This is a genomic window from Agromyces ramosus (genome assembly GCF_004216665.1).
GTDB lineage: Bacteria > Actinomycetota > Actinomycetes > Actinomycetales > Microbacteriaceae > Agromyces > Agromyces ramosus.
In genome coordinates this window covers 1,072,192-1,091,112 of sequence record NZ_SGWY01000001.1, presented here as the reverse complement: position 1 = coordinate 1,091,112, position 18,921 = coordinate 1,072,192, and the positions used below count along the sequence as shown (strand labels likewise).

The following is an 18,921-nucleotide window of genomic DNA, read 5'->3' as shown; positions in this document are numbered from 1 at the left end:
ACGCTCGGAAGGAGCAAAGCCCGTGTGCCAAGACCTCGCGTGCGGCGACCTGGAGAGTGGGTCGTCATGACCGCCGAGATCGCCCCCATCCGTCGAACGCGGAGTGGCGCCGCACCGGGGTCGTCGCCGCGAGCGCAGGCCGCGAACAGCGACTTCACCGACCTCGCGCGCGTCATCAAGTCCACGGGGCTCATGCGTCGCCGCTACGGGTACTACTGGACGAAGCTCGCGCTGATCCCCGTCGCCTTCATCGTCTCGATCGGCGTGTTCATCTGGATCGGCGACTCCTGGTGGCAGATGTTCACCGCCGTCTGGTTCGCGTTCCTCTTCACCCAGACCGCCTTCCTCGGACACGACGCCGCGCACCGCCAGATCTTCCGCTCGGGCAAGTGGAACGACTGGGTGAGCCTCATCCTCGGCGGATTCGTGGGCATGAGCTACGGATGGTGGCAGCACAAGCACACCCGCCATCACGCGAACCCGAACCAGCTCGGCATCGACCCCGACATCGACCTCCCCGTCGTCGCCTTCACCCCCGAGCAGGCCGGCCGGCACCGGTCGCCGTTCATGCGCTGGGTCATGGCGCACCAGGGCGCGTTCTTCTTCCCGATCCTGCTGCTCGAAGGGCTCTCGCTGCACGCCTCCAGCGTGCACCGCGTGTTCATGAAGGAGCACCTCGCCCACCGGCCGGCCGAGATCGCGTTCCTCGCGGTGCGCATCATCGGCTTCCTCGCGCTCGTCTTCCTCGTGCTCTCACCCGACAAGGCGGCCGTGTTCCTCGCGATCCAGCTCGGGCTGTTCGGCTTCTACATGGGCGCCTCGTTCGCGCCGAACCACAAGGGCATGCCCCTCGTGCCGAAGGAGATGCGGCTCGACTTCCTGCGTCGCCAGGTGCTCATGAGCCGGAACATCAGCGGCACCCCGTTCCTCGACTTCATGATGGGCGGGCTCAACTACCAGATCGAGCATCACCTCTTCCCGTCCATGCCGCGCCCGCACCTTCGCCGGGCGGCGCCGATCATCGCCGCGTACTGCCGGGAACACGGCGTGACCTACACGGAGACCACCCTGTGGCAGTCGTACGGGATCGTCCTGCGATACATCAACCGGGTGGGACTCGGCGAGCGCGACCCGTTCGAGTGCCCACTGGTCGCCCAGCGGGCGAGCATCTGACTCGTCGCCGGAGCGCGTTTTCGGGTGGCGCTCCGGCGACGTCCTCCTCCGCGGCCCCCGCGGCGTGACGTCACGTGACGCCCCGTTGACGCGTGTGACGGCGGGTGCCGTCGTGTGACGAGCGCCCTCGCGGCATCCGCCCCGCCTCCCTAGCGTCGAGAGCCGGGAGGTCGAACACATGACACGACTCATCATCGGGGCGATGGTCCGGGCGATCGGCGCGTACCCCTCCGGCTGGCGGGTGTCGGGGGCGCACCGCGATCCGCGCGGCGACGCCGCCGTGCTGCGCCGGGCCGCCGAGGTGGCCGAGGCCGCGCGCCTCGACTACCTGTTCTTCGGCGACTGGCTCGCCACGGGGCACGACCTCGAGTTCCGCGACCCGTACCTCGTGGCGCGTATCGACCCGATCTCGGCGATCACGTACCTCGCGGGCATCACCAGCCGCATCGGCCTGATCGCGACGGCGAACACCAGCTACGCCGACCCCTACTCGCTCGCGCGGGCCACCGCGTCGATCGACCTGCTCTCGGGCGGTCGCGCCGGACTCAACCTCGTGACGGGAGCGGAGCCGCGCGCCGCCGGCAACCACGGGCAGGACTTCCACGCCGCCAACGAGCATCGCTACGACCGGGTCGTCGAGTTCGAGCACGTGCTGCGCCGGCTCTGGGACTCTTTCGAGGACGACGCGATCGTGGCGGATGCCGCGACGGGCGTGTTCCTCGATCCTGGCAAGCTCCACGCCACCGACTTCCACGGCGCGCACCTCAGCGTCACGGGTCCGCTGAACGTGGCCCGCCCGGTGCAGGGACACCTCCCCATCGTGCACGCGGGCACCTCGCCGCGGTCACGCCTGTTCGCCGCGCAGAGCGCCGACCTCGCCCTCGTGGCCGTGAACGGCCTCGAGCACGCCGTGGCGATCCGCGAGGAGCTGCGCTCGCTCGCGTTCGAGTCGGGCCGCGACGACCGCACCCTCAAGGTGATCGCGCCCGTGCTGCCGATCGTGGGGGAGACCCGCGGGCACGCGCAGTCCATCGCCGACGAGCTCAGCGAACTGGTGCAGATCGCCGAGGACTGGCCGGACGGCCCGCCAGCCGCGTTCCCCGCGAAGCGCTCGCTCGCCCAGCTCACGGCGCTCGTGGGCGTCGACGTGTCGGAGCTCTCTCCCGACCGGGCGGTCACGCCGTCGCTCGTCGCCGGCTTCTCGGCCGCGGGGCAGGAGCTCGTCGACATCGTCGCCGAGCGCACGGGCCGGAGCCCGTCGGGGGAGCGGCCCCCCACGCTTCGGCACCTCGTCGTCGCGGCATCCGTGAACGCGTCGATGGTCGTCGGCACGGCCGTCGAGATCGCCGAGGAGTTCGAGGCGTGGGGCGATGCCGGCGCCGTCGACGGCTTCAACGTGCTGTCCGCCGTGCAGCCCGCGCAGTTCGAGGCGTTCGCCCTCGGCGTGGTCCCCGAGCTGCAGCGGCGCGGCGTCCTCCCGACCGAGTACGAGGGCGAGACGCTGCGGGAGCACCTGGGGCTGGGCCGTCCCGACAACGTCCACGTGACGCGCGATGACGTGTCGTTTCGCACCGTGACCGGCCGTGACGGCGTGGGTCTGCGCACGGTTGAGCGGTCGCCGCGGCATCCGTAGCTTCGTCGATCACACCCCCACCAGGGACCGACCGCACCATTCCCCATCGAAGGAAGACCACCGCAGATGTCCACACCACGCACCCGCCGCCTCGCCCTCGCCGGCACCGCCGCACTCGCCGCGATCGCGCTACTCGCCTCGTGCGCCGGGCAGTCCGCCGGCACGGATGACGCCGCCGCCGGCGACCCCGTCGAGGGCGGCACGCTCACGTACCTCGAGCACCAGGCGCACACGACGCTCTACCCGCCGCAGGCCGGCTTCTACCCGAACGGCGGCATCGTGAACAACCTCACGGCCCGCCTCACCTGGCAGGACCCCGAGTCGCTCGAGATCGAGCCCTGGGTCGCCACCGAGTGGACGGTGAACGCGGATGCCACGGAGTACACGTTCGACCTGCGCGACGACGTGACCTTCTCCGACGGGACGCCGCTCGACGCAGCCGCCGTCGCGAAGAACTTCGACACGTACGGCCTCGGCAACGCGGAGCTCGGCCTCACGATCTCCGAGGCGATCAACAACTACGCCTCGAGCGAGGTGGTGGACGCCGACACCGTGACTTTCCGCTTCTCGGCCCCGGCGCCGGGCTTCCTGCAGGCGACCTCGACGATCAACTCGGGGCTGCTCTCGCCGGCCACGCTCGACCGCAAGCTCGAGGACTTCGGCGCCGGCTCGTCGACCGAGATCGTCGGCTCGGGCCCGTTCGTCATCACCGAGGAGGAGATCGGCACCTCCCTCCACCTCGAGGCGCGTGAGGACTACGACTGGGCGCCGCCGACGTTCGAGCACCAGGGCCGCGCCCACCTCGACGCGATCGACCTCGTCGTGACCCCCGAGGACAGCGTGCGCATCGGGTCGCTGCTCGCGGGCCAGGCCGACGTGATCCGCTACGTGCAGGCGTTCGACGAGGCGCAGGTCGCGGGCGCCGGGTTCGACGTCGTCGCGGCCCCGACGCGCGGCGTGAACAACTCGCTCGGGCTGCGGTTCACGAACCCGCTGCTCAGCGACATCCGGGTGCGCCAGGCCCTCGTGCACGGCGTGGACGCGCAGGAGGTCGTGGACACGATCTTCACCGAGAACTACCCGGTCGCCACGTCGGAACTCGCCGCCACGGCGAAGGGCTACACCGACGAGTCCGACGCGCTCGCGTTCGACCCCGAGCAGTCCGAGGAGCTCCTCGACGAGGCCGGCTGGACGATCGGTGCCGACGGCATCCGGGAGAAGGACGGCCAGCGCCTCTCGCTCACCGTCTACGAGGCGAAGCCGCAGCCGCTCTCGAAGCAGACCCTCGAGCTCGTGAGCCAGCAGCTCGCGAAGATCGGCGTGGAGCTGAACGTGAAGGCCGCCGACGCCGGCAGCTACGCCGTCGACATCCTCGACCCGCTCGCGACGCCGCTCTACCACTCGATGGTCGGACGCGCCGACAACGACGTGATCAAGAGCCAGTACCACACCAAGAACCGCAACACGCTGCTCTCGGACGACGCCGAGCTCGACCGCCTGCTCGAGGCCGTGGCCTCCGAGCCCGACCCCGCCAAGCGCGACGAGGCGTCCGCCGCCGTGCAGGACTACCTCACCGAGCAGGCCTACGTGATCCCGCTCTTCGAGGAGCCGCAGGTCTACGGCGCCGCGCCCCACGTGCACGGCTTCACGACCGAGGCGGTGGCACGTCCGCTGTTCTACGACACCTGGCTCGACAAGCAGTAGCCGGCACCACGGTGCGGCGGATGCCGGGACACGACCCCGCGCATCCGCTGCACCACCTCCCGCTCGATCCATGCACCACCCACGCATCCGGAAGGAGCTCGGCATGGCCTACCTCGCACGCCGCACCGGGCAGGCGCTCCTCGTGCTCGCCATCGCGTTCACCGCGACGTTCGTGCTGCTGCAGGCGCTGCCGGGCGACGCGATCCTCATCAAGTTCGAGAGCCCCGAGCTGGGCCTGTCGCCCGAGCAGATCGCCGACATCCGCGCGAGCTACGGCGCCGACGTGCCGGTCGTGCAGCAGTTCCTGCACACGGTCGCCGGGTTCGTGCAGGGCGACTTCGGCTACTCGGTGCAGTACGGCACCCCCGTGCACGAGCTCGTCGGGTCCGCCCTGCCCGACACGCTCGTGCTCGCCGGCCTCGGCTTCCTCACCGCCGTGCTGATCGCCGTCGCCCTCGCGTTCCTCTCGACGCTCGCGCCGTTCGCCTGGCTCCGCCAGGCGCTCCGGGCGCTGCCCGGCGTGTTCGTGTCGGTGCCGGTGTTCTGGCTCGGCATCGTGCTCATCCAGGTCTTCTCGTTCCAGCTCCGGCTGGTGCCCGTGATCGGCGCGGATCCCGCGCAGGCGCTCATCCTGCCGGTGCTCACCCTCGCGATCCCGATCTCGGCGCCGCTCGCCCAGATCCTCGCCCGCTCGATCGACGAGGTGCAGCTCTCGCCGTTCGTCGCCGTCGTGCGCGCCAAGGGAGCCGGTCCCGCGCGGGTGCTGTGGCGCGATGTCGCCCGCAACGCGTTGCTGCCCGCGATCACCATCGCGGGCGTGCTGATCGGCGAGCTCATCGGCGGCGCGGTCGTGACCGAGACGGTGTTCGGCCGCGCGGGCATCGGCCGCCTCACGGAGCAGGCGGTCGCGAACCAGGACGTGCCGGTGCTCCAGGCGATCGTCATCCTCGCCGCGCTCGTGTTCGTGCTCGTGAACCTCGCGGTCGACCTCGTGTACCCGGTGCTCGATCCGAGGCTGAAGCGGAAGGCGGTGGCGGCATGAGCGCACCGGTCGAGATCACCCCGCGTGCGGATGCCGCGGCATCCGCCGCCTCGCCGGCCATCGCGCTGCCCGGTGTCGACGGCAGCGTGCCGACGCCGGCCGCCGCGGCCGCCCTCGCGTCGCCCCTCGGTCGCGGCATCCGCGGCATTCGCGGCCTGCGCGGCGTCCGCGCGCTGCGCGCGCAGCACCTGTCGCTCCTGGTCGCGTGGCTCGTCATCGCGATCGTCGTCGCCTGGGCCGTGGTGCCGTGGCTCTTCACCGGACAGGACCCGATCGCCGGCGTGCCAGCCGAGAAGCTGCAGGGCCCGAGCCTCGCGCATCTCTTCGGCACTGACGCCATCGGCCGCGACCTCTTCACGCGTGTCGTCTACGGCGCGGTGCACTCGCTGTCGGGCGCGTTCGTCGCGGTCACGGTGGGACTCGTCGCGGGCACGCTGCTCGGCGTCCTGGCCGGCTCGCTGGGCGGCGCCGTCGACGCGGTCGTCATGCGGCTCGTCGACGTGCTGCTCGCCATCCCCGGGCTGCTGCTCGCGCTCAGCATCATCATCCTGCTCGGCTTCGGCACCGTGAACGCCGCCATCGCCGTGGGGGTCGGCTCGATCGCGGCGTTCGCCCGCGTCGCGCGGTCGGAGGTGGTGCGCGTGCGCCAGGCCGACTACGTCGAGGCCGCGTTCGGGTCGGGCGCGCGGCTGCACGCCGTGCTTGCCAGACACGTGTTGCCGAACTCGCTGACCGCGGTGATCGGCCTCGCCGCGCTGCAGTTCGGTGCCGCGATCCTCGCGATCTCGACCCTCGGATTCCTCGGCTACGGGGCGCCGCCGCCCACGCCCGAGTGGGGACTGCTCATCGCCGAGGGCCGCAACTACGTGGCGACCTCGTGGTGGCTCACCGTGCTGCCGGGTCTCGTCGTCGTCGTGGTGGTGCTCTCGGCCAACCGCATCAGCCACTCGCTCGGGAGGACCCGATGACCGCGCTCCTCGAACTCGACGGCCTCGACGTCGCCTACGCCACGGCGTCCGGCGCGCGTCGGGTCGTGCATTCCGTGTCGTTCGACGTGCAGACCGGTGAGGTCGTCGCGCTCGTCGGGGAGTCCGGGTCGGGAAAGACCACCACGTCGAGCGCGGTGCTCGGCCTGCTGCCGGCGGGCGGCCGCCTCGACGCCGGCGCCGTCCGGCTCTCGGGCACCGACATCGCCGGCTGGAGCGACCGTCGCCTGCAGGGCGTGCGCGGTGCGCGCATCGGGTACATCCCGCAGGACCCGGTGTCGTCGCTCAACCCCGTCCGGCCCGTGGGCGTGCAGCTCGCCGACACGTTCCGCATCCACGGTCGGCGCGACCCCCGCGACATCCGGAACTGCGTGCTCGAGCTGCTCGAGCGCGTCGGCCTCGACGACCCGGCGCTGCGCGCCCGCCAGTACCCGCACGAGCTCTCGGGCGGCATGCGCCAACGGGTGCTCATCGCGAACGCCGTCGCCCTGGAGCCCGAGCTCGTGATCGCCGACGAACCCACGAGCGCACTCGACGTCACCGTGCAGCGGCGCATCCTCGACCTCATCGACGAGCTGCGCCGCGAGCACGGCACGGCCGTGCTGCTCGTCACGCACGACCTCGGTGTCGCGGCCGAGCGCGCCGAGCGCGTCGTCGTCATGCAGCACGGCCGCATCGTCGAGCAGGGCACGACCGCGGCGCTGCTCGACGCCCCGACCGAGGCGTACACGCGGCATCTGGTCGCGGATGCCCCGGGGCTGGCCGAGCAGCCGTTCCGGCACCCGCGGCCGCCGATCTACCTGCGCGACGCGGGCGTCGCCGCGGCCGAGAACCCGTTCGCGCTCGTGGCATCCGGACTCTCGAAGTCCTACTCGCTCGGCCGCGGGCGCGAGCCGTTCCGCGCGGTCGACGACGTGTCGTTCCGCGTGCTGCGCGGCACCACGCACGCGATCGTGGGGGAGTCGGGCTCGGGCAAGACCACGACGGCGCGCATCGTCTCGCGATTCGTCACGCCCGACTCCGGCCGCGTCGAGCTCGGCGGCACCGACGTGACGCAGCTCTCGGGAGCGGCGAAGCGCGAGTTCCGGCGCCGCGTGCAGCTCGTCTACCAGAACCCGTTCGCGTCGCTCGATCCCCGGCAGACGGTCGCCGAGATCATCGCCGAGCCGCTCCGCAACTTCGCCGTGGGCGACCGACGGGAGCGCGCCGTGGCGGCGCAGCGCCTCATCGACCGCGTCGCGCTGCCCGCGGACGTGGCGGCACGACGACCGACCGAGCTCTCGGGCGGCCAGCGCCAACGCGTCGCCATCGCCCGCGCCCTCGCGCTGGAGCCCGAGCTGGTGGTGCTCGACGAGGCCGTGTCCGCGCTCGACGTCACGGTGCAGGCGCGCATCCTCGAGCTCCTCGAGCGCCTCCAGGGCGAGCTCGGCCTCAGCTACCTCTTCATCTCGCACGACCTCGCCGTCGTGCGGCGCATCAGCCACTCGGTGTCGGTCATGCGTCGCGGCCGCATCGTCGAGAGCGGACCGACCGAGCAGGTCTTCCGCGCCCCGCAGCACGACTACACCCGGGAACTGCTCGACGCGGTGCCCGGGAGGAAGGCCATCGCATGACCCGCATCGGATTCTTCACCCGCCTCCTCGACGAGGCGCCCGCCGCCGAGCGCTACCGCATCGCCACCGAGCAGATCGTCGCGGCCGAGCGCCACGGGTTCGACTCGGCCTGGGTGGCGCAGCACCACTTCCACGCCGCCGAGGGCGGACTGCCCTCGCCATTCGTGTTCCTCGCGCACGCCGCCGCGTCGACGAGCCGGATCCGGCTCGGCACCGGCGTCGTCACGCTGCCGCTCGAGGATCCGGTGCGCGTCGCCGAGGACGCCGTGGTGCTCGACCTCCTCTCGGGCGGACGCGCCGAGCTCGGGCTCGGCTCGGGGTCGACGCCCACGTCGTTCCTCGCCTTCGGCGAACGCTCCGACGATCGCGGACGCGTCTTCGGCGAGAAGCTCGACGCGCTCGTCGCCGCGCTCGCGGGCGGCGAGCTCGGCGATGCGGCGAACCACCTGCAGCCGCCGGGCCGCGACCTGCTCGGCCGCGTCTGGCAGGCCACGTTCTCGGGCTTCGGCGGCACGCGTGCTGGCCGGGCGGGGCACGGCCTCATGCTCTCGCGCACCCAGCCGAGGCCGGCGGATGCTCCGCGGCGCACGCTCTCGGAGCTGCAGCTGCCCGTGGTCGACGCGTACCGCGAGGCGTTGCCCGACCGGGTGCCGCCGCGCATCCTCGCCTCCCGCACGCTCTTCGTCGCGGATTCGCGCGACGAGGCGCGCCGCTGGGCCGAGCGCGGACTCCGCCGCGCGGCCGCCGGGTTCGCCCGCGCCGGCCAGCCGCCGCTCGGCGACACCCTCGACGAGCTCATCGCGTCGTACGACACCCATGTCGGCACGGTCGACGAGGTGGTGGATTCGCTCGCCCGCGACTCGGTCGCGGCCGAGGCGACCGACGTGGCGTTCCAGGTGCACTCCGTGGATCCGCCGCACGAGCTCGTGCTGCGCTCGATCGAGCTCATCGCGACCGAGGTGGCGCCCGCGCTGGGCTGGGGCGGCGCGCACGCGGCCGACGGCGTGGCGCTCGCGGCATCCGCCCGCTGAACGCCGTGCGTCGAATGGACGACATCCGGCGCCCCCGCGATCGCCCGACCGCCGAATCCCGTCCCCTCAGGAGGGCGGCGGCCCTCACCAGTGTCACGAACGTCACGAACGAAAGGAATCGAACACCATGACCGACCTCATCGACCGGCTCGCCGGCGTGCGGCCCGGGGGGAGTGTCGACGCGCTGCGCCGTCACCGCCCGGCGACCCGCGACAACGCCCAGGCGAGCTACGACGCCCTCTTCACGGAGATCGACGAGACGCACGCGACCCGTGCCGAGCGCGCCGCCGTGGCGCAGTTCGTCGCCGTGCTGCACGACGACGAGGTGGCGGCCGCCCATTACGCCGCACTCGCTCGCGACGCCGGCGGCGACCGGCTCGCCGACGCGATCTCCGACGTCGCCGGCGCCGCACGCGCGACGGGGCCCTACGGCCGCTACCCAGCCGACGGGCCGCTCGCGGGCGAGAGCGTCGACGGGCCGCGGTTCCTCCTGGACGACCACGGGCACGCCGAGCTCGGCGACCGGCTCGCCGCCGCGCTCGAGCACGCGCACCTGCTCGTGTTCCGTCCACGCGAGTCCTCGCCCGCGGCGCTCGTCGCCCTCGCCGACGCCGGATGGTCGACCGACGGCATCGTCACCCTCTCCCAGCTCGTGTCGTTCCTCGCGTTCCAGCTGCGCGTGGCCGCCGGGCTCCGACTGCTCACGAACGAGGAGGCGGCCGCATGACCGGCTCGACCACCGACCGGGCGGCCACCGCCGCCGCGGCGTCCACGACGGCCGCGGCCGCCACGACCACGACGGCTCCGGCCGCGGATGCCGCGCGCACCGAGCCGGCGCGCATCCTGGCACACCCCGGGGCATCCGTGCCCGACGCCTTCACGCAGGCCGAGCTCGGCTGGCTGCCGTGGCTCGAGCCCGCCGACGAGGCGACGCTCACCGAGCGCCAGTACGCGGGCCTCGTCGACCGGTCGCGCGCGTCGAGCGACTACTTCCGGCTGCTCGTGCGCGACCCCGACATCCTGCGAGCGCGCACGCTGACCGACAAGGACATCTTCTACAACGCCGCCGACGGGCTGCCCCGGGCCGAGCGCGAACTGGCCGCGGCGGCGACCAGCCGCTTCAACGGCTGCATCTTCTGCGCGTCGGTGCACGCCCGGTTCGCGTCGCACCACTCGAAGCGCCACGACGACGTGCAGCGGCTCCTCGACGACGGCACCGATGCGGCGCAGGATGCCGCGTGGCGCGCGGTCATCGACGCGGCCGTCGCCCTGGCGGCCACCCCGTCGCGGCTCTCCCCGTCGCACCTGGATGCGCTGCGCGCCGCGGGCTTCGACCAGCAGTCCGTGGCGGACGTGATCCACTCGGCCGCGTTCTTCAACTGGGCGAACCGGCTCATGCTCTCGCTCGGGGAGCCGGAGGAGCCGGCCGGCGCCTGATCCGGGCCCCGTGCACCTGCGGCCTCCCCGAATGGACGGCATTCGGCGGTTCGGGCGCGCCCCGACCGCCGAATCCCGTCCACTCGCCGGCGCGGCGGCGCGCGGTTCGTGACCGAATGTGTCGCGACGTGACACCGTGCGACATCGGGTGTTGAGGCCGCCACCGCGCCGCCGTAGGTTCGTCGCCAACCGATCCGAGGAGTCCCCGTGACCGCCACCGACCTGCGCACGGCACCCACGCGCGTCCCGGTGGCGCGCGAGGCGTCGACGGATGCCGCGTCGGCACGCCGGGGCCCGCTCGCCGCCCTCGCCGACGCGGGCCTCGAGGTGCCCGTGCTCGGCGGCGGGACGGTGCGGCACGTGAACCTCGACGTCGCGGCATCCGCCCCCGCGCTCGACGCGGTCGCGGCGCACGTCGCCCGCGTGCTGCCCTACTACGCGAGCGTGCACCGCGGCAGCGGCTACCCGTCGCAGGCGACCACGGCGCTCGTCGAGGACGCGCGCGCGACCGTCGCGCGCCACGTGGGCGCCCGCGACGACGACCTCGTGGTGTTCACGCGCAACACCACCGACGCGCTCAACCTGCTCGCGTCCGCCGTGCCCGGCGAGACCGTGGTGCTCGACCTCGAGCACCACGCGAACCTGCTGCCCTGGCACGACCGCCGCGTCGTGGTCGGCGAAGGCACGATCAGCGCGACGCTCGCAGCCCTCGACGACGAACTCGGGTCCCGGCCCGCCGCGCTGCTCTCGGTGACCGGCGCATCCAACGTCACGGGCGAGGTGCTCCCGGTCGGGGAGCTCGCCCGGCTCGCACACGCGCACGGTGCCCGGCTCGCCGTGGATGCGGCGCAGCTCCTGCCGCACCGGCGCGTCGACCTCGCGGCATCCGGCATCGACTACCTCGCGTTCTCGGGGCACAAGGCGTATGCGCCGTTCGGCGCCGGGGCGCTCGTCGGCCGGGCGGACTGGCTCGACGCGGCCCCGCCCCACCTGGCGGGCGGGGGCGCCGTCGAGTCGGTGCGGGTCGACGCCGTCGACTGGAAGCAGGGCGCCGACCGGCACGAGGCCGGTACGCCCAACGTGCTCGGCATCGCCGCGCTCGCGCGGGCGCTGGTCGAGCTCGAGCGGCTGGGCGACGGGCCGCGCCGCGAGCACGAGGCAGCGCTCACCGCGCGCCTGCACCACGGGCTCGCGAGCATCCCCGGCGTGCGGGTCATCCGCGGATTCTCCGACGCCGACGACCGGCTCGGCATCGCCACCGTCGAGCTCGAGCGCGGGTCGGTCGGACTGGTCGCGGCGGCGCTCGCCGCCGAGCACGGCATCTCCGTGCGTGCCGGGCGGTTCTGCGCGCACCCCTTCTTCGACCGCGTCGCGACCCGCGCCAACGGGCTCCGGGCGAGCCTGGGCGCGGGCTCCTCCGCCGACGACGTCGACCGGTTCCTCGCGTCGCTCGCACGGCTCGTGGCCGACGGCCCCGCGCACGCGTACGAGCGCACCCCGGCCGGCTGGTGTCCGCGCGTCGACGACCGGCCGCGAGCCGTCATCGACTGACCGGCCCCGACGACCACGACCCGCACCGACCCGCACCGACCCGCGGCACAACCACGCGCCCCCCGTTCCGGGCCATTCCGCACGCGCCGTCCATGCGCCACACTGAGCGCATGGGATCAGCGTTGACCACCATCGGATTGCCCGTCGCCCTCGGCATCATCATGTTCGGCCTGGGCCTCTCGCTCACCCCGCGCGACTTCGCGCGGGTCGCGAAGCATCCGAAGGCGGTGATCATCGCCCTCATCTGCCAGCTCCTCGTGCTGCCGGCCCTCTGCTTCGGCCTGGTGCTGCTCTTCCAGCTGCCCCCCGTGCTCGCCGTCGGCATGCTGCTGCTCGCCGCCTCGCCCGGCGGCACCACCGCCAACCTCTACAGCCACCTGTTCCGCGGCGACGTCGCCCTCAACATCTCGCTCACCGCGATCAACTCCGTCCTCGCCGTGTTCACCCTTCCGCTCATCACGAACCTCGCGATCGCGTACTTCCTCCCCGGCGACGAGTCGCTCGGGCTGCAGGCCGCGAAGGTCGTCGAGGTCTTCGCCATCGTGCTGGGGCCGGTCGCGCTCGGAATGCTCGTGCGCTGGTGGAGGCCCGCCTTCGCGGACCGCATGGACCGGCCGGTGCGCATCGCCTCGGTCGTGATCCTCGTCGTGGTGATCGCAGGGGCGATCGTCTCGAACCTCGAGCTCCTCCTCGAGAACGCGGGCCGGCTCGCCGGCATCACGGTGGTCTTCTGCGTGCTGAGCCTGACCATCGGCTACCTGGTGCCGCGGATGCTCCGCGTCGATCGCCCCCAGTCGATCGCGAGCTCGTTCGAGATCGGCATCCACAACGCGACCCTGGCGATCGTGATCGCGCAGACCGTCATCGGCAGCGTGGAGATGAGCCTGCCGGCCGGCGTCTACGGCGTGCTGATGTTCTTCGTCGCGCTGGCGTTCGGGTTCCTGATCCGCGGCCGCGCCGCCACCGGCGACGTGCACGCGCCCGACGGATCGGAGCGGGACGAAGCTCGTCGGGCATCGGCGCCGGATGCCGCGGAGGCGGCGCCGCCCGAACGATGAGCCGCGCGGCGGCGGGTCCCACGCCCGCCGCCGACCGGGCCGGAGGTCCGGGGGCAGGAGATGGACACGGACAACGACGACCCGCTCGAGCACCGCCGCGACGAGCTGCGGCGGATCGTCTACGGGATCCCTGGGGAGCCGGCACCCGAGGTGGCGGCCGAGCTCGCAGCCGTCGAGGCGGAGCTGGTGTCGCGTGACCGCGGCGACGAGTCCGACGCATCCGCCCCCCGCGATCACGCCGACCCCGATCGCCGCGCGCCCACGGAGCGGGCCGGCGATCGGGCGGAGACCGTCGAGCCGCTCCAGCCGGCCGTTCCGGCTGCGGCCGTCGCCGAGTCGGAGCCGCCCGAGCCGCCTTGGCCGAACGGCCCGGACGGGCCGGGCGGGCCGGATTCCGGCGGGCGGCGTCGGCCGACCCGCACCCGGCTGCTGGCCGCGGCGGTCGCGGTCGTCGTGCTCGTCGGTGGCGGCATCGCCCTGCTCGGCCCCGTGCGCGACGCCCTCTCGCCGCCGCACGGACTCGGCGTGTTCGAGCGCGAGCAGACGCCGGAGGAGCTCGATCGCTCCGACGAGGTGGCGACCGGCGCGGGCCTGCAGACCTCGGCCATCGCCTCGCTGCGCTCGCTCGGGCGGGCGTTCGGCCACGACTTCTGGGTGTTCCGCGACGACCGGCGCGTGTGCCTGCTCTCGCGGCGGGAGTTCTTCTTCGGGTGGGTGGAGACGTGCGCGTCGATCGAGGTGTTCGCGGCGCACGGCCTCACCCGGCGGATCCCGGCCGACGACATCCGCGACGGTGCCCGTCCTCGGCGGATCGGGCCCGGCGACGTGGTCGTGGTCACGTGGGGACCCGAGTCGACCGAGGTCGAGTGGACCGTCGAGCCCTGACGGACCGCCCGGTCGTTCGTAGACTGGGAGCCACGCGCACGGGAGGGGACGCATGCAGCCGCTGGTCGAGAGCGACATCCGCGAGTCGTTCGGCAACGCGACCGACTCGGAGCTCGCCCAGCTGTCGCTGCCGCACGACTTCCTGCTCATCGAGTGGGCGCACCTCGACGCGTTCGCGTGGCGCGACCCGCGCATCGCCGCCCGAGGCTACCTCGTGACCGAGCTCGAGGGCGCGCCGGTCGGCGTGGTGCTGCGGGCCGCGAGCTCGAACGGCTCGCACCACCGCGCCGCGATCTGCAACCTGTGCCACACCCAGCAGCCCGCCGACCAGGTAGTCATGTTCTCGGCGCGACGGGCGGGCCCGGCCGGGGAGCGCGGCGACAGCGTCGGAACCTACATGTGCAGCGACCTCATGTGCCAGGAGACCGTCAGGCTCGGCCGCCCGGCGGCCCCGTCGGAGGTGCTGCCGAGCGTGCACGAGCTCGAGCGCATCGAGGGGCTGGCGCGGCGAACGCGGGCGTTCGTCGCCGACGTGCTCGGCGCGTCCTGACGCGGGCGCCGCACGCGACGGCCGCCGAAGGGGCCTCGGGCGCCGGAGGCGCCGGGGGATCAGGGCGCGTCAGCGCGCGGCATCCGGAGCCAGCGGCTCGAGGGTCGGCCGCTTCGCCGTTCGCCCGTCGCCCGAGGAGCGGCCCGTGAGCCGGCGACCGATCCACGGCAGCACGAACTCGCGGTAGTACGCGGCGGTGTTCCGGCTGCGGGCCCCGGGGGGCGCGGCGGCGACCTCGGCGACGCCCCACTCGTCGGGCACCGCGACCCCGAGGGCCGTGAGCACGTTGCTCGCGACGCGCGCGTGCCCGAGCGAGTTGAGGTGCAGCTTGTCGGGCGACCAGTAGCGGATGTCGCGCAGACCGCGGTCGTTGAAGTTGTCGACGAACGTCACCCCGTCGAGTTCGGCGAGGTCGCCGAGCGCGGCGGTGAGGCGCACCCCGCGGGCGTCGAAGACGCGCCCGAGCGGCAGGTGGTCGGTGGGGTTCGCACCGCTCAGCATGAGCACGTGGATGCCGGCGCCGCGGATGCGGTGCACGGCCTGCCGGAACCGGTCGGCCACCCGCTCCTCGGGCATTCGCGGGCGCAGCATGTCGTTGCCGCCGCCGTTGAAGCTGATCACCTCGGGGCGCAGGCCGATGGCCACCTCGAGCTGCTCGTCGACGATGGGACCGAGCTTGCGGCCGCGGATGGCGAGGTTCGCGTAGCCGATCGGCTCGTGTGCGGCCGCGGCGAAGCCGAGCGCCACGAAGTCGGCCCATCCGCGAACGGTGCCGTCGGGGAGCTCGTCGCCGACCCCCTCGGTGAAGCTGTCGCCGATCGCCGCGTAGCTGTGGAACATGGCTCAACGCTAGCGCGACGGATGCCGCGGCATCCGCTCGGTGGCGGAGTCGAGCAGCGCCGACCGCCGTCGCGACTCAGTGCGACTGGCGCTCGTGCTCGAGCTCGCAGTCGGCGCCGGGGTAGAGGAGGGTCTCGTGGCCGTCGTCGAACCGCACGAGGTACGGGGGTCCGCCGTCGGGTCCGCGGACCTCGAGGATCTCGCCATGACGGTCGGCCTGGCCGACCAGCTTGCCGTGGATGACGAGGCGTTCGCCGACCGCTGCGTGCATCGTTGCTCCTCCCGCTCGTTCCAGCGTACGCCCGGGCCCGGCGCCGCGGAAGGGATGGCGGTGAGCCCGAGGATGGCGTCGGGCGGGGTCGCTCGCTAGGGTGGCCGAGTGGGTCATCCGTCCCACTTCTTGACGGTCCACCGATGAACGGCGAGGTTCCGATGGTCGATGCGCGCATGCCCGAGTTCCCGCGGGGGTTCCGCTGGGGTGCGGCCACCGCCGCGTTCCAGGTCGAGGGCTCGACCGGTGCCGACGGCCGCGGCGACTCCATCTGGGATGTGTTCGCGCGCATGCCCGGACGCGTGGTCGACGGGTCGAACGCCGACGTCGCGGCCGACGGATACCGTCGGTGGCGCGACGACGTGGCACTCCTCGCCGAGCTCGGGGTCGACGACTACCGCTTCTCGATCGCCTGGCCGCGGGTGCAGCCGACCGGCTCCGGGCCGGCGAACGAGGCGGGCCTCGACCACTACGCGCGGTTCGTGGACGCGCTGCTCGAGGTGGGCATCCGGCCCGTCCCCACGCTCTACCACTGGGACCTGCCGCAACCGCTCGAGGATGCGGGCGGATGGCTCGTGCGCGACACCGCCGCCCGCTTCGCCGACTACGTCGAGCTCGTGCTCGGTCGGCTCGGCGACCGGGTCGGGCATTGGATCACGCTGAACGAGCCGGCCATGACGACGTTGCAGGGATACGCCCTCGGCACGCTCGCGCCCGGTCACGCGCTGATGATGGGGGCGCTGCCGACCGCGCACCACCAGCTCCTCGCGCACGGGCTGGCCGTGGGGGCGATCCGGGCGGCCGGCGAGGCCGAGGTCGGCATCGTCAACAACCACACGCTCGTCGTGCCCGCGAGCGACGACGATGGCGACCTCGTCGCCGCCGGTGCCTTCGACGCGGTGTACAACCGGATCTTCGCCGACCCGCTGCTCGCGTCCGGCTATCCCGACCTCTCCGGCCTGGGCCTCGAGCGGATGCCCGGGCTCGAGGACGGCGACCTCGACGTGATCGCCGCCCCGATCGACTTCTACGGGCTCAACTTCTACAACCCGACCCGCGTCGCCGCGGCATCCGCCGGCTCGGCGTTCGCGGCGGCTGGCCTCCCGTTCGAGCCCGTCGAGTACCCGGGGGTGCCGGTCACGGGCTTCGGCTGGCCGGTCGTACCCGACGCGCTCACCGAGCTCCTCGTGACGCTGCGCTCCGACTACGGCGACGCGCTGCCGCCCGTCGTCATCACCGAGAACGGGGCGTCGTATCCGGACGACGTCGTCGACGGCCGCGTGCACGACGCCGAGCGGATCGCGTACCTCGACGGCCACGTCCGGGCGGTGCACGCCGCGATCGAGCGCGGCGTCGACGTGCGCGGTTACCTCGTCTGGTCGCTCATCGACAACTTCGAGTGGGCCGACGGGTACACGCAGCGGTTCGGGCTCGTGCACCTCGACCTCGATACCGAGGAGCGCACGCGCAAGGACTCGTTCGACTGGTACCGCGAGCTGATCGCGGCCCAGCACGGCTGACGCCCGCGATCAGTCGACGGCGAGCAGTGCCGCCCAGAGGTCGGCGCGGGCGTGGAAGCCCGAGAGGTCCCGGCCCAGCAGCCGCTCGGCGAGCGCCACGCGGCTGCGGACGGTGTGCCGGTGCACGCCCAGCGCCTGCGCCGTCGCGTCGAACTGGCCGCCGTGCTCGAGCCAGGCGCGCGTGGTGGCGATCAGCGCCGTGCCGTTCGCCGCGTCGTGCTCGGCGAGCGGTGCGAGCGTCGCCAGCGCGACCGCCCGGGCGTCGGTGCGGGCCAGGAACGCGAGCACGCCCTGCCGGCTGATCTCGTCGAACGCGACCACGCCGGGCGTCGATTCACGGGCACGTTCGAGCGCGCGCAGCGCCTGCTCGTGCGCGAGCGCCACGCCGTCGGCGGCGACCGCGTCGGAGATGCCGACCGGCACCTCGAACTCCGCCGCGACCTCGTCGGCGAGGGCGGTGTCGGAGTCCTCGAGCAGGAGCACCACCGTGTCGTCGTCGCGACCGAAGAAGAGCCGGCCGCCGCGCTGCTCGACGCGGAGCTCGAGCAGCTCGGTGAGGCGGTCGACGTGCTGTGCCGGGACATCCGCCACCGCGACGCGGAACGGCGCCCCGGGCAGCGGACCCCACATCTCGCCGGCGACCCGCTGCGCCAGTTCGGTGTCGCCGGCGAGGATGCCGCGGAGCAGGCCGGTGCGCAGGTGGCCGCGGGCCCGGTCGAGGTCGCGGTTCTGCTCGAGCGCGAGCCCGGCCAGCGCGATCACCGACGTGACCACCTCGCGGCCGGCCTGGTCGAGCTCCGCAGAGTCGCCGATGGCGAGCACCCCGCGCAGCGACCCGCCGCCGCCGAGGGTCTGCAGGGTGATGCGCTGCGGGCTGCCGGCCGACTCGCCCGCGACGAGCGTTCGGCTCGCGCGCTGCCCGCGTCGCAGCATCGACCGCGCCTCGCCCACCACCTCGCCGAGCGCGGGCTGCTCGAGACCGCCGTCCGGCGCCTCGCGGTCGAGCGACCCCGCCGCGTCGACCAGGCCGACCCACGCGCCGAGGCGGTTCGAGAGCTCGCCGAGCGTCGCCGAGAGCCCGTCGGGGCGCAGCGCCGCGAGTGAGATGGCGCGCTGGGCGGCGAGCGCCCATGCCTGGCGGGAGTACGCGTCCTCGGCGAGCAGGTCGGCGACGAGCCGGGCGATGGCGATGAAGGGCACCCGATAGGGCACCTCGAAGAGCGGGAGCCCCTGCCGCCCGCACGCCTCGACGAGCGCGTCGGGGGTGCCCGCCCGGATCACCTCGGTGCCGAACCCGAGCGCGGCGATGCCCGCGTCGCGGAGACGCCGCACGTAGGCCTCGGCGAACGCGGACTCGGACTCGCGCGCCTCGGCGTCGGACTCGAACTGGGTCCCCGTCGTGAGCAGCACGTGCCCGGTGTCGAGGAACGGCGTCGGGTCGGCGAGGTCGGAGCTGTGCGCCCAGGCGATCGGCGCGGCGAGCGCGCCGGTCGGCAGGTCGGGCGCGGGCGTGAGCAGCGAGAGCGCCAGCTCCTGGCGGTCGAGCAGGGTCTGCACGGTCGGCTGCACTGGTGCTCCGCGGGGTGGTCGGGCGACGGATGCCGCGACGCGGCGCCTGTACGCGATG

17 protein-coding genes are annotated in these 18,921 nt (G+C 73.4%); 14 read left to right on the top strand and 3 right to left on the bottom strand.

Going from position 1 to position 18,921, the window contains the following annotated elements; all coding sequences use genetic code 11:
* Window positions 1–66: 66 nt before the first annotated feature.
* The 13 genes from EV187_RS05110 to EV187_RS05050 all read left to right on the top strand — a co-directional run bounded on the left by EV187_RS05110 (window position 67) and on the right by EV187_RS05050 (window position 14,663).
* Window positions 67–1,173, top strand: a complete 1,107-nt coding sequence (locus EV187_RS05110; protein WP_130351889.1) for a fatty acid desaturase family protein — start codon at window positions 67–69, stop codon at window positions 1,171–1,173.
* A 178-nt stretch (window positions 1,174–1,351) separates the two neighbouring features.
* Complete coding sequence (locus EV187_RS05105) at window positions 1,352–2,806, top strand: NtaA/DmoA family FMN-dependent monooxygenase (protein ID WP_130351888.1); 1,455 nt, start codon at window positions 1,352–1,354, stop codon at window positions 2,804–2,806.
* A gap of 66 nt (window positions 2,807–2,872) precedes the next feature.
* The gene (locus EV187_RS05100) at window positions 2,873–4,510 is read left to right on the top strand and encodes a TIGR04028 family ABC transporter substrate-binding protein (RefSeq protein ID WP_130351887.1); all 1,638 of its coding nucleotides are present in this window, start codon (window positions 2,873–2,875) and stop codon (window positions 4,508–4,510) included.
* Between the two features lie 103 nt (window positions 4,511–4,613).
* Entirely contained in the window at window positions 4,614–5,552 is a 939-nt protein-coding gene (locus EV187_RS05095) for an ABC transporter permease (protein ID WP_130351886.1), read from the top strand.
* On the top strand, window positions 5,549–6,520 hold the full coding sequence (locus tag EV187_RS05090; protein WP_130351885.1) for an ABC transporter permease: 972 nt from the start codon (window positions 5,549–5,551) through the stop codon (window positions 6,518–6,520). The genes EV187_RS05095 and EV187_RS05090 overlap by 4 nt, the downstream gene beginning before the upstream one ends.
* Window positions 6,517–8,151 (top strand): dipeptide ABC transporter ATP-binding protein, encoded by a 1,635-nt coding sequence (locus EV187_RS05085; protein WP_130351884.1) that lies wholly within the window; start codon window positions 6,517–6,519, stop codon window positions 8,149–8,151. The genes EV187_RS05090 and EV187_RS05085 overlap by 4 nt, the downstream gene beginning before the upstream one ends.
* The gene (locus tag EV187_RS05080) at window positions 8,148–9,182 is read left to right on the top strand and encodes a putative FMN-dependent luciferase-like monooxygenase (protein ID WP_130351883.1); all 1,035 of its coding nucleotides are present in this window, start codon (window positions 8,148–8,150) and stop codon (window positions 9,180–9,182) included. Before EV187_RS05085 ends, EV187_RS05080 begins: the two co-directional genes overlap by 4 nt.
* Before the next feature lie 127 nt (window positions 9,183–9,309).
* Window positions 9,310–9,909 carry a CMD domain protein gene (locus EV187_RS05075; RefSeq protein WP_130351882.1) on the top strand — a complete coding sequence of 200 codons (600 nt, stop codon included), beginning with the start codon at window positions 9,310–9,312 and terminating at the stop codon, window positions 9,907–9,909.
* Window positions 9,906–10,619, top strand: coding sequence for an alkylhydroperoxidase domain protein (locus EV187_RS05070; protein WP_130351881.1), 714 nt, complete (start codon window positions 9,906–9,908; stop codon window positions 10,617–10,619). The genes EV187_RS05075 and EV187_RS05070 overlap by 4 nt, the downstream gene beginning before the upstream one ends.
* A gap of 207 nt (window positions 10,620–10,826) precedes the next feature.
* On the top strand, window positions 10,827–12,170 hold the full coding sequence (locus EV187_RS05065; RefSeq protein WP_207221737.1) for an aminotransferase class V-fold PLP-dependent enzyme: 1,344 nt from the start codon (window positions 10,827–10,829) through the stop codon (window positions 12,168–12,170).
* 110 nt (window positions 12,171–12,280) lie between these two features.
* On the top strand, window positions 12,281–13,228 hold the full coding sequence (locus EV187_RS05060; RefSeq protein WP_130351880.1) for a bile acid:sodium symporter family protein: 948 nt from the start codon (window positions 12,281–12,283) through the stop codon (window positions 13,226–13,228).
* Between the two features lie 60 nt (window positions 13,229–13,288).
* A complete protein-coding gene (locus EV187_RS05055) occupies window positions 13,289–14,113 on the top strand; it encodes a hypothetical protein (RefSeq protein WP_130351879.1) in 825 nt (274 codons plus the stop codon).
* 52 nt (window positions 14,114–14,165) lie between these two features.
* Window positions 14,166–14,663, top strand: coding sequence for an FBP domain-containing protein (locus EV187_RS05050; RefSeq protein ID WP_130351878.1), 498 nt, complete (start codon window positions 14,166–14,168; stop codon window positions 14,661–14,663).
* Between the two features lie 69 nt (window positions 14,664–14,732).
* On the opposite strand, the gene EV187_RS05045 is transcribed toward EV187_RS05050, so the two are convergent.
* Window positions 14,733–15,503 (bottom strand): SGNH/GDSL hydrolase family protein, encoded by a 771-nt coding sequence (locus EV187_RS05045; protein ID WP_130351877.1) that lies wholly within the window; start codon window positions 15,501–15,503, stop codon window positions 14,733–14,735.
* A 76-nt stretch (window positions 15,504–15,579) separates the two neighbouring features.
* Entirely contained in the window at window positions 15,580–15,774 is a 195-nt protein-coding gene (locus EV187_RS05040) for a DUF1918 domain-containing protein (protein ID WP_130351876.1), read from the bottom strand.
* A gap of 143 nt (window positions 15,775–15,917) precedes the next feature.
* Between EV187_RS05040 and EV187_RS05035 the strand changes: the two genes are divergently transcribed.
* On the top strand, window positions 15,918–17,294 hold the full coding sequence (locus EV187_RS05035; protein WP_242609437.1) for a GH1 family beta-glucosidase: 1,377 nt from the start codon (window positions 15,918–15,920) through the stop codon (window positions 17,292–17,294).
* 9 nt (window positions 17,295–17,303) lie between these two features.
* On the opposite strand, the gene EV187_RS05030 is transcribed toward EV187_RS05035, so the two are convergent.
* A complete protein-coding gene (locus tag EV187_RS05030; protein WP_130351875.1) occupies window positions 17,304–18,863 on the bottom strand; it encodes a PucR family transcriptional regulator in 1,560 nt (519 codons plus the stop codon).
* Window positions 18,864–18,921 lie beyond the last annotated feature (58 nt).

Excerpts from the sequence above, each read along its gene's own strand:
- EV187_RS05035 (WP_242609437.1), top strand. The coding sequence starts at position 15,918 with ATGAACGGCGAGGTTCCGATGGTCGATGCGCGCATGCCCGAGTTCCCG.
- EV187_RS05045 (WP_130351877.1), bottom strand. The coding sequence starts at position 15,503 with ATGTTCCACAGCTACGCGGCGATCGGCGACAGCTTCACCGAGGGGGTC.
- EV187_RS05085 (WP_130351884.1), top strand. The coding sequence starts at position 6,517 with ATGACCGCGCTCCTCGAACTCGACGGCCTCGACGTCGCCTACGCCACG.
- EV187_RS05105 (WP_130351888.1), top strand. The coding sequence starts at position 1,352 with ATGACACGACTCATCATCGGGGCGATGGTCCGGGCGATCGGCGCGTAC.
- EV187_RS05095 (WP_130351886.1), top strand. The coding sequence starts at position 4,614 with ATGGCCTACCTCGCACGCCGCACCGGGCAGGCGCTCCTCGTGCTCGCC.
- EV187_RS05060 (WP_130351880.1), top strand. The coding sequence starts at position 12,281 with ATGGGATCAGCGTTGACCACCATCGGATTGCCCGTCGCCCTCGGCATC.
- EV187_RS05055 (WP_130351879.1), top strand. The coding sequence starts at position 13,289 with ATGGACACGGACAACGACGACCCGCTCGAGCACCGCCGCGACGAGCTG.
- EV187_RS05110 (WP_130351889.1), top strand. The coding sequence starts at position 67 with ATGACCGCCGAGATCGCCCCCATCCGTCGAACGCGGAGTGGCGCCGCA.
- EV187_RS05040 (WP_130351876.1), bottom strand. The coding sequence starts at position 15,774 with ATGCACGCAGCGGTCGGCGAACGCCTCGTCATCCACGGCAAGCTGGTC.
- EV187_RS05090 (WP_130351885.1), top strand. The coding sequence starts at position 5,549 with ATGAGCGCACCGGTCGAGATCACCCCGCGTGCGGATGCCGCGGCATCC.
- EV187_RS05050 (WP_130351878.1), top strand. The coding sequence starts at position 14,166 with ATGCAGCCGCTGGTCGAGAGCGACATCCGCGAGTCGTTCGGCAACGCG.
- EV187_RS05080 (WP_130351883.1), top strand. The coding sequence starts at position 8,148 with ATGACCCGCATCGGATTCTTCACCCGCCTCCTCGACGAGGCGCCCGCC.
- EV187_RS05075 (WP_130351882.1), top strand. The coding sequence starts at position 9,310 with ATGACCGACCTCATCGACCGGCTCGCCGGCGTGCGGCCCGGGGGGAGT.
- EV187_RS05070 (WP_130351881.1), top strand. The coding sequence starts at position 9,906 with ATGACCGGCTCGACCACCGACCGGGCGGCCACCGCCGCCGCGGCGTCC.
- EV187_RS05100 (WP_130351887.1), top strand. The coding sequence starts at position 2,873 with ATGTCCACACCACGCACCCGCCGCCTCGCCCTCGCCGGCACCGCCGCA.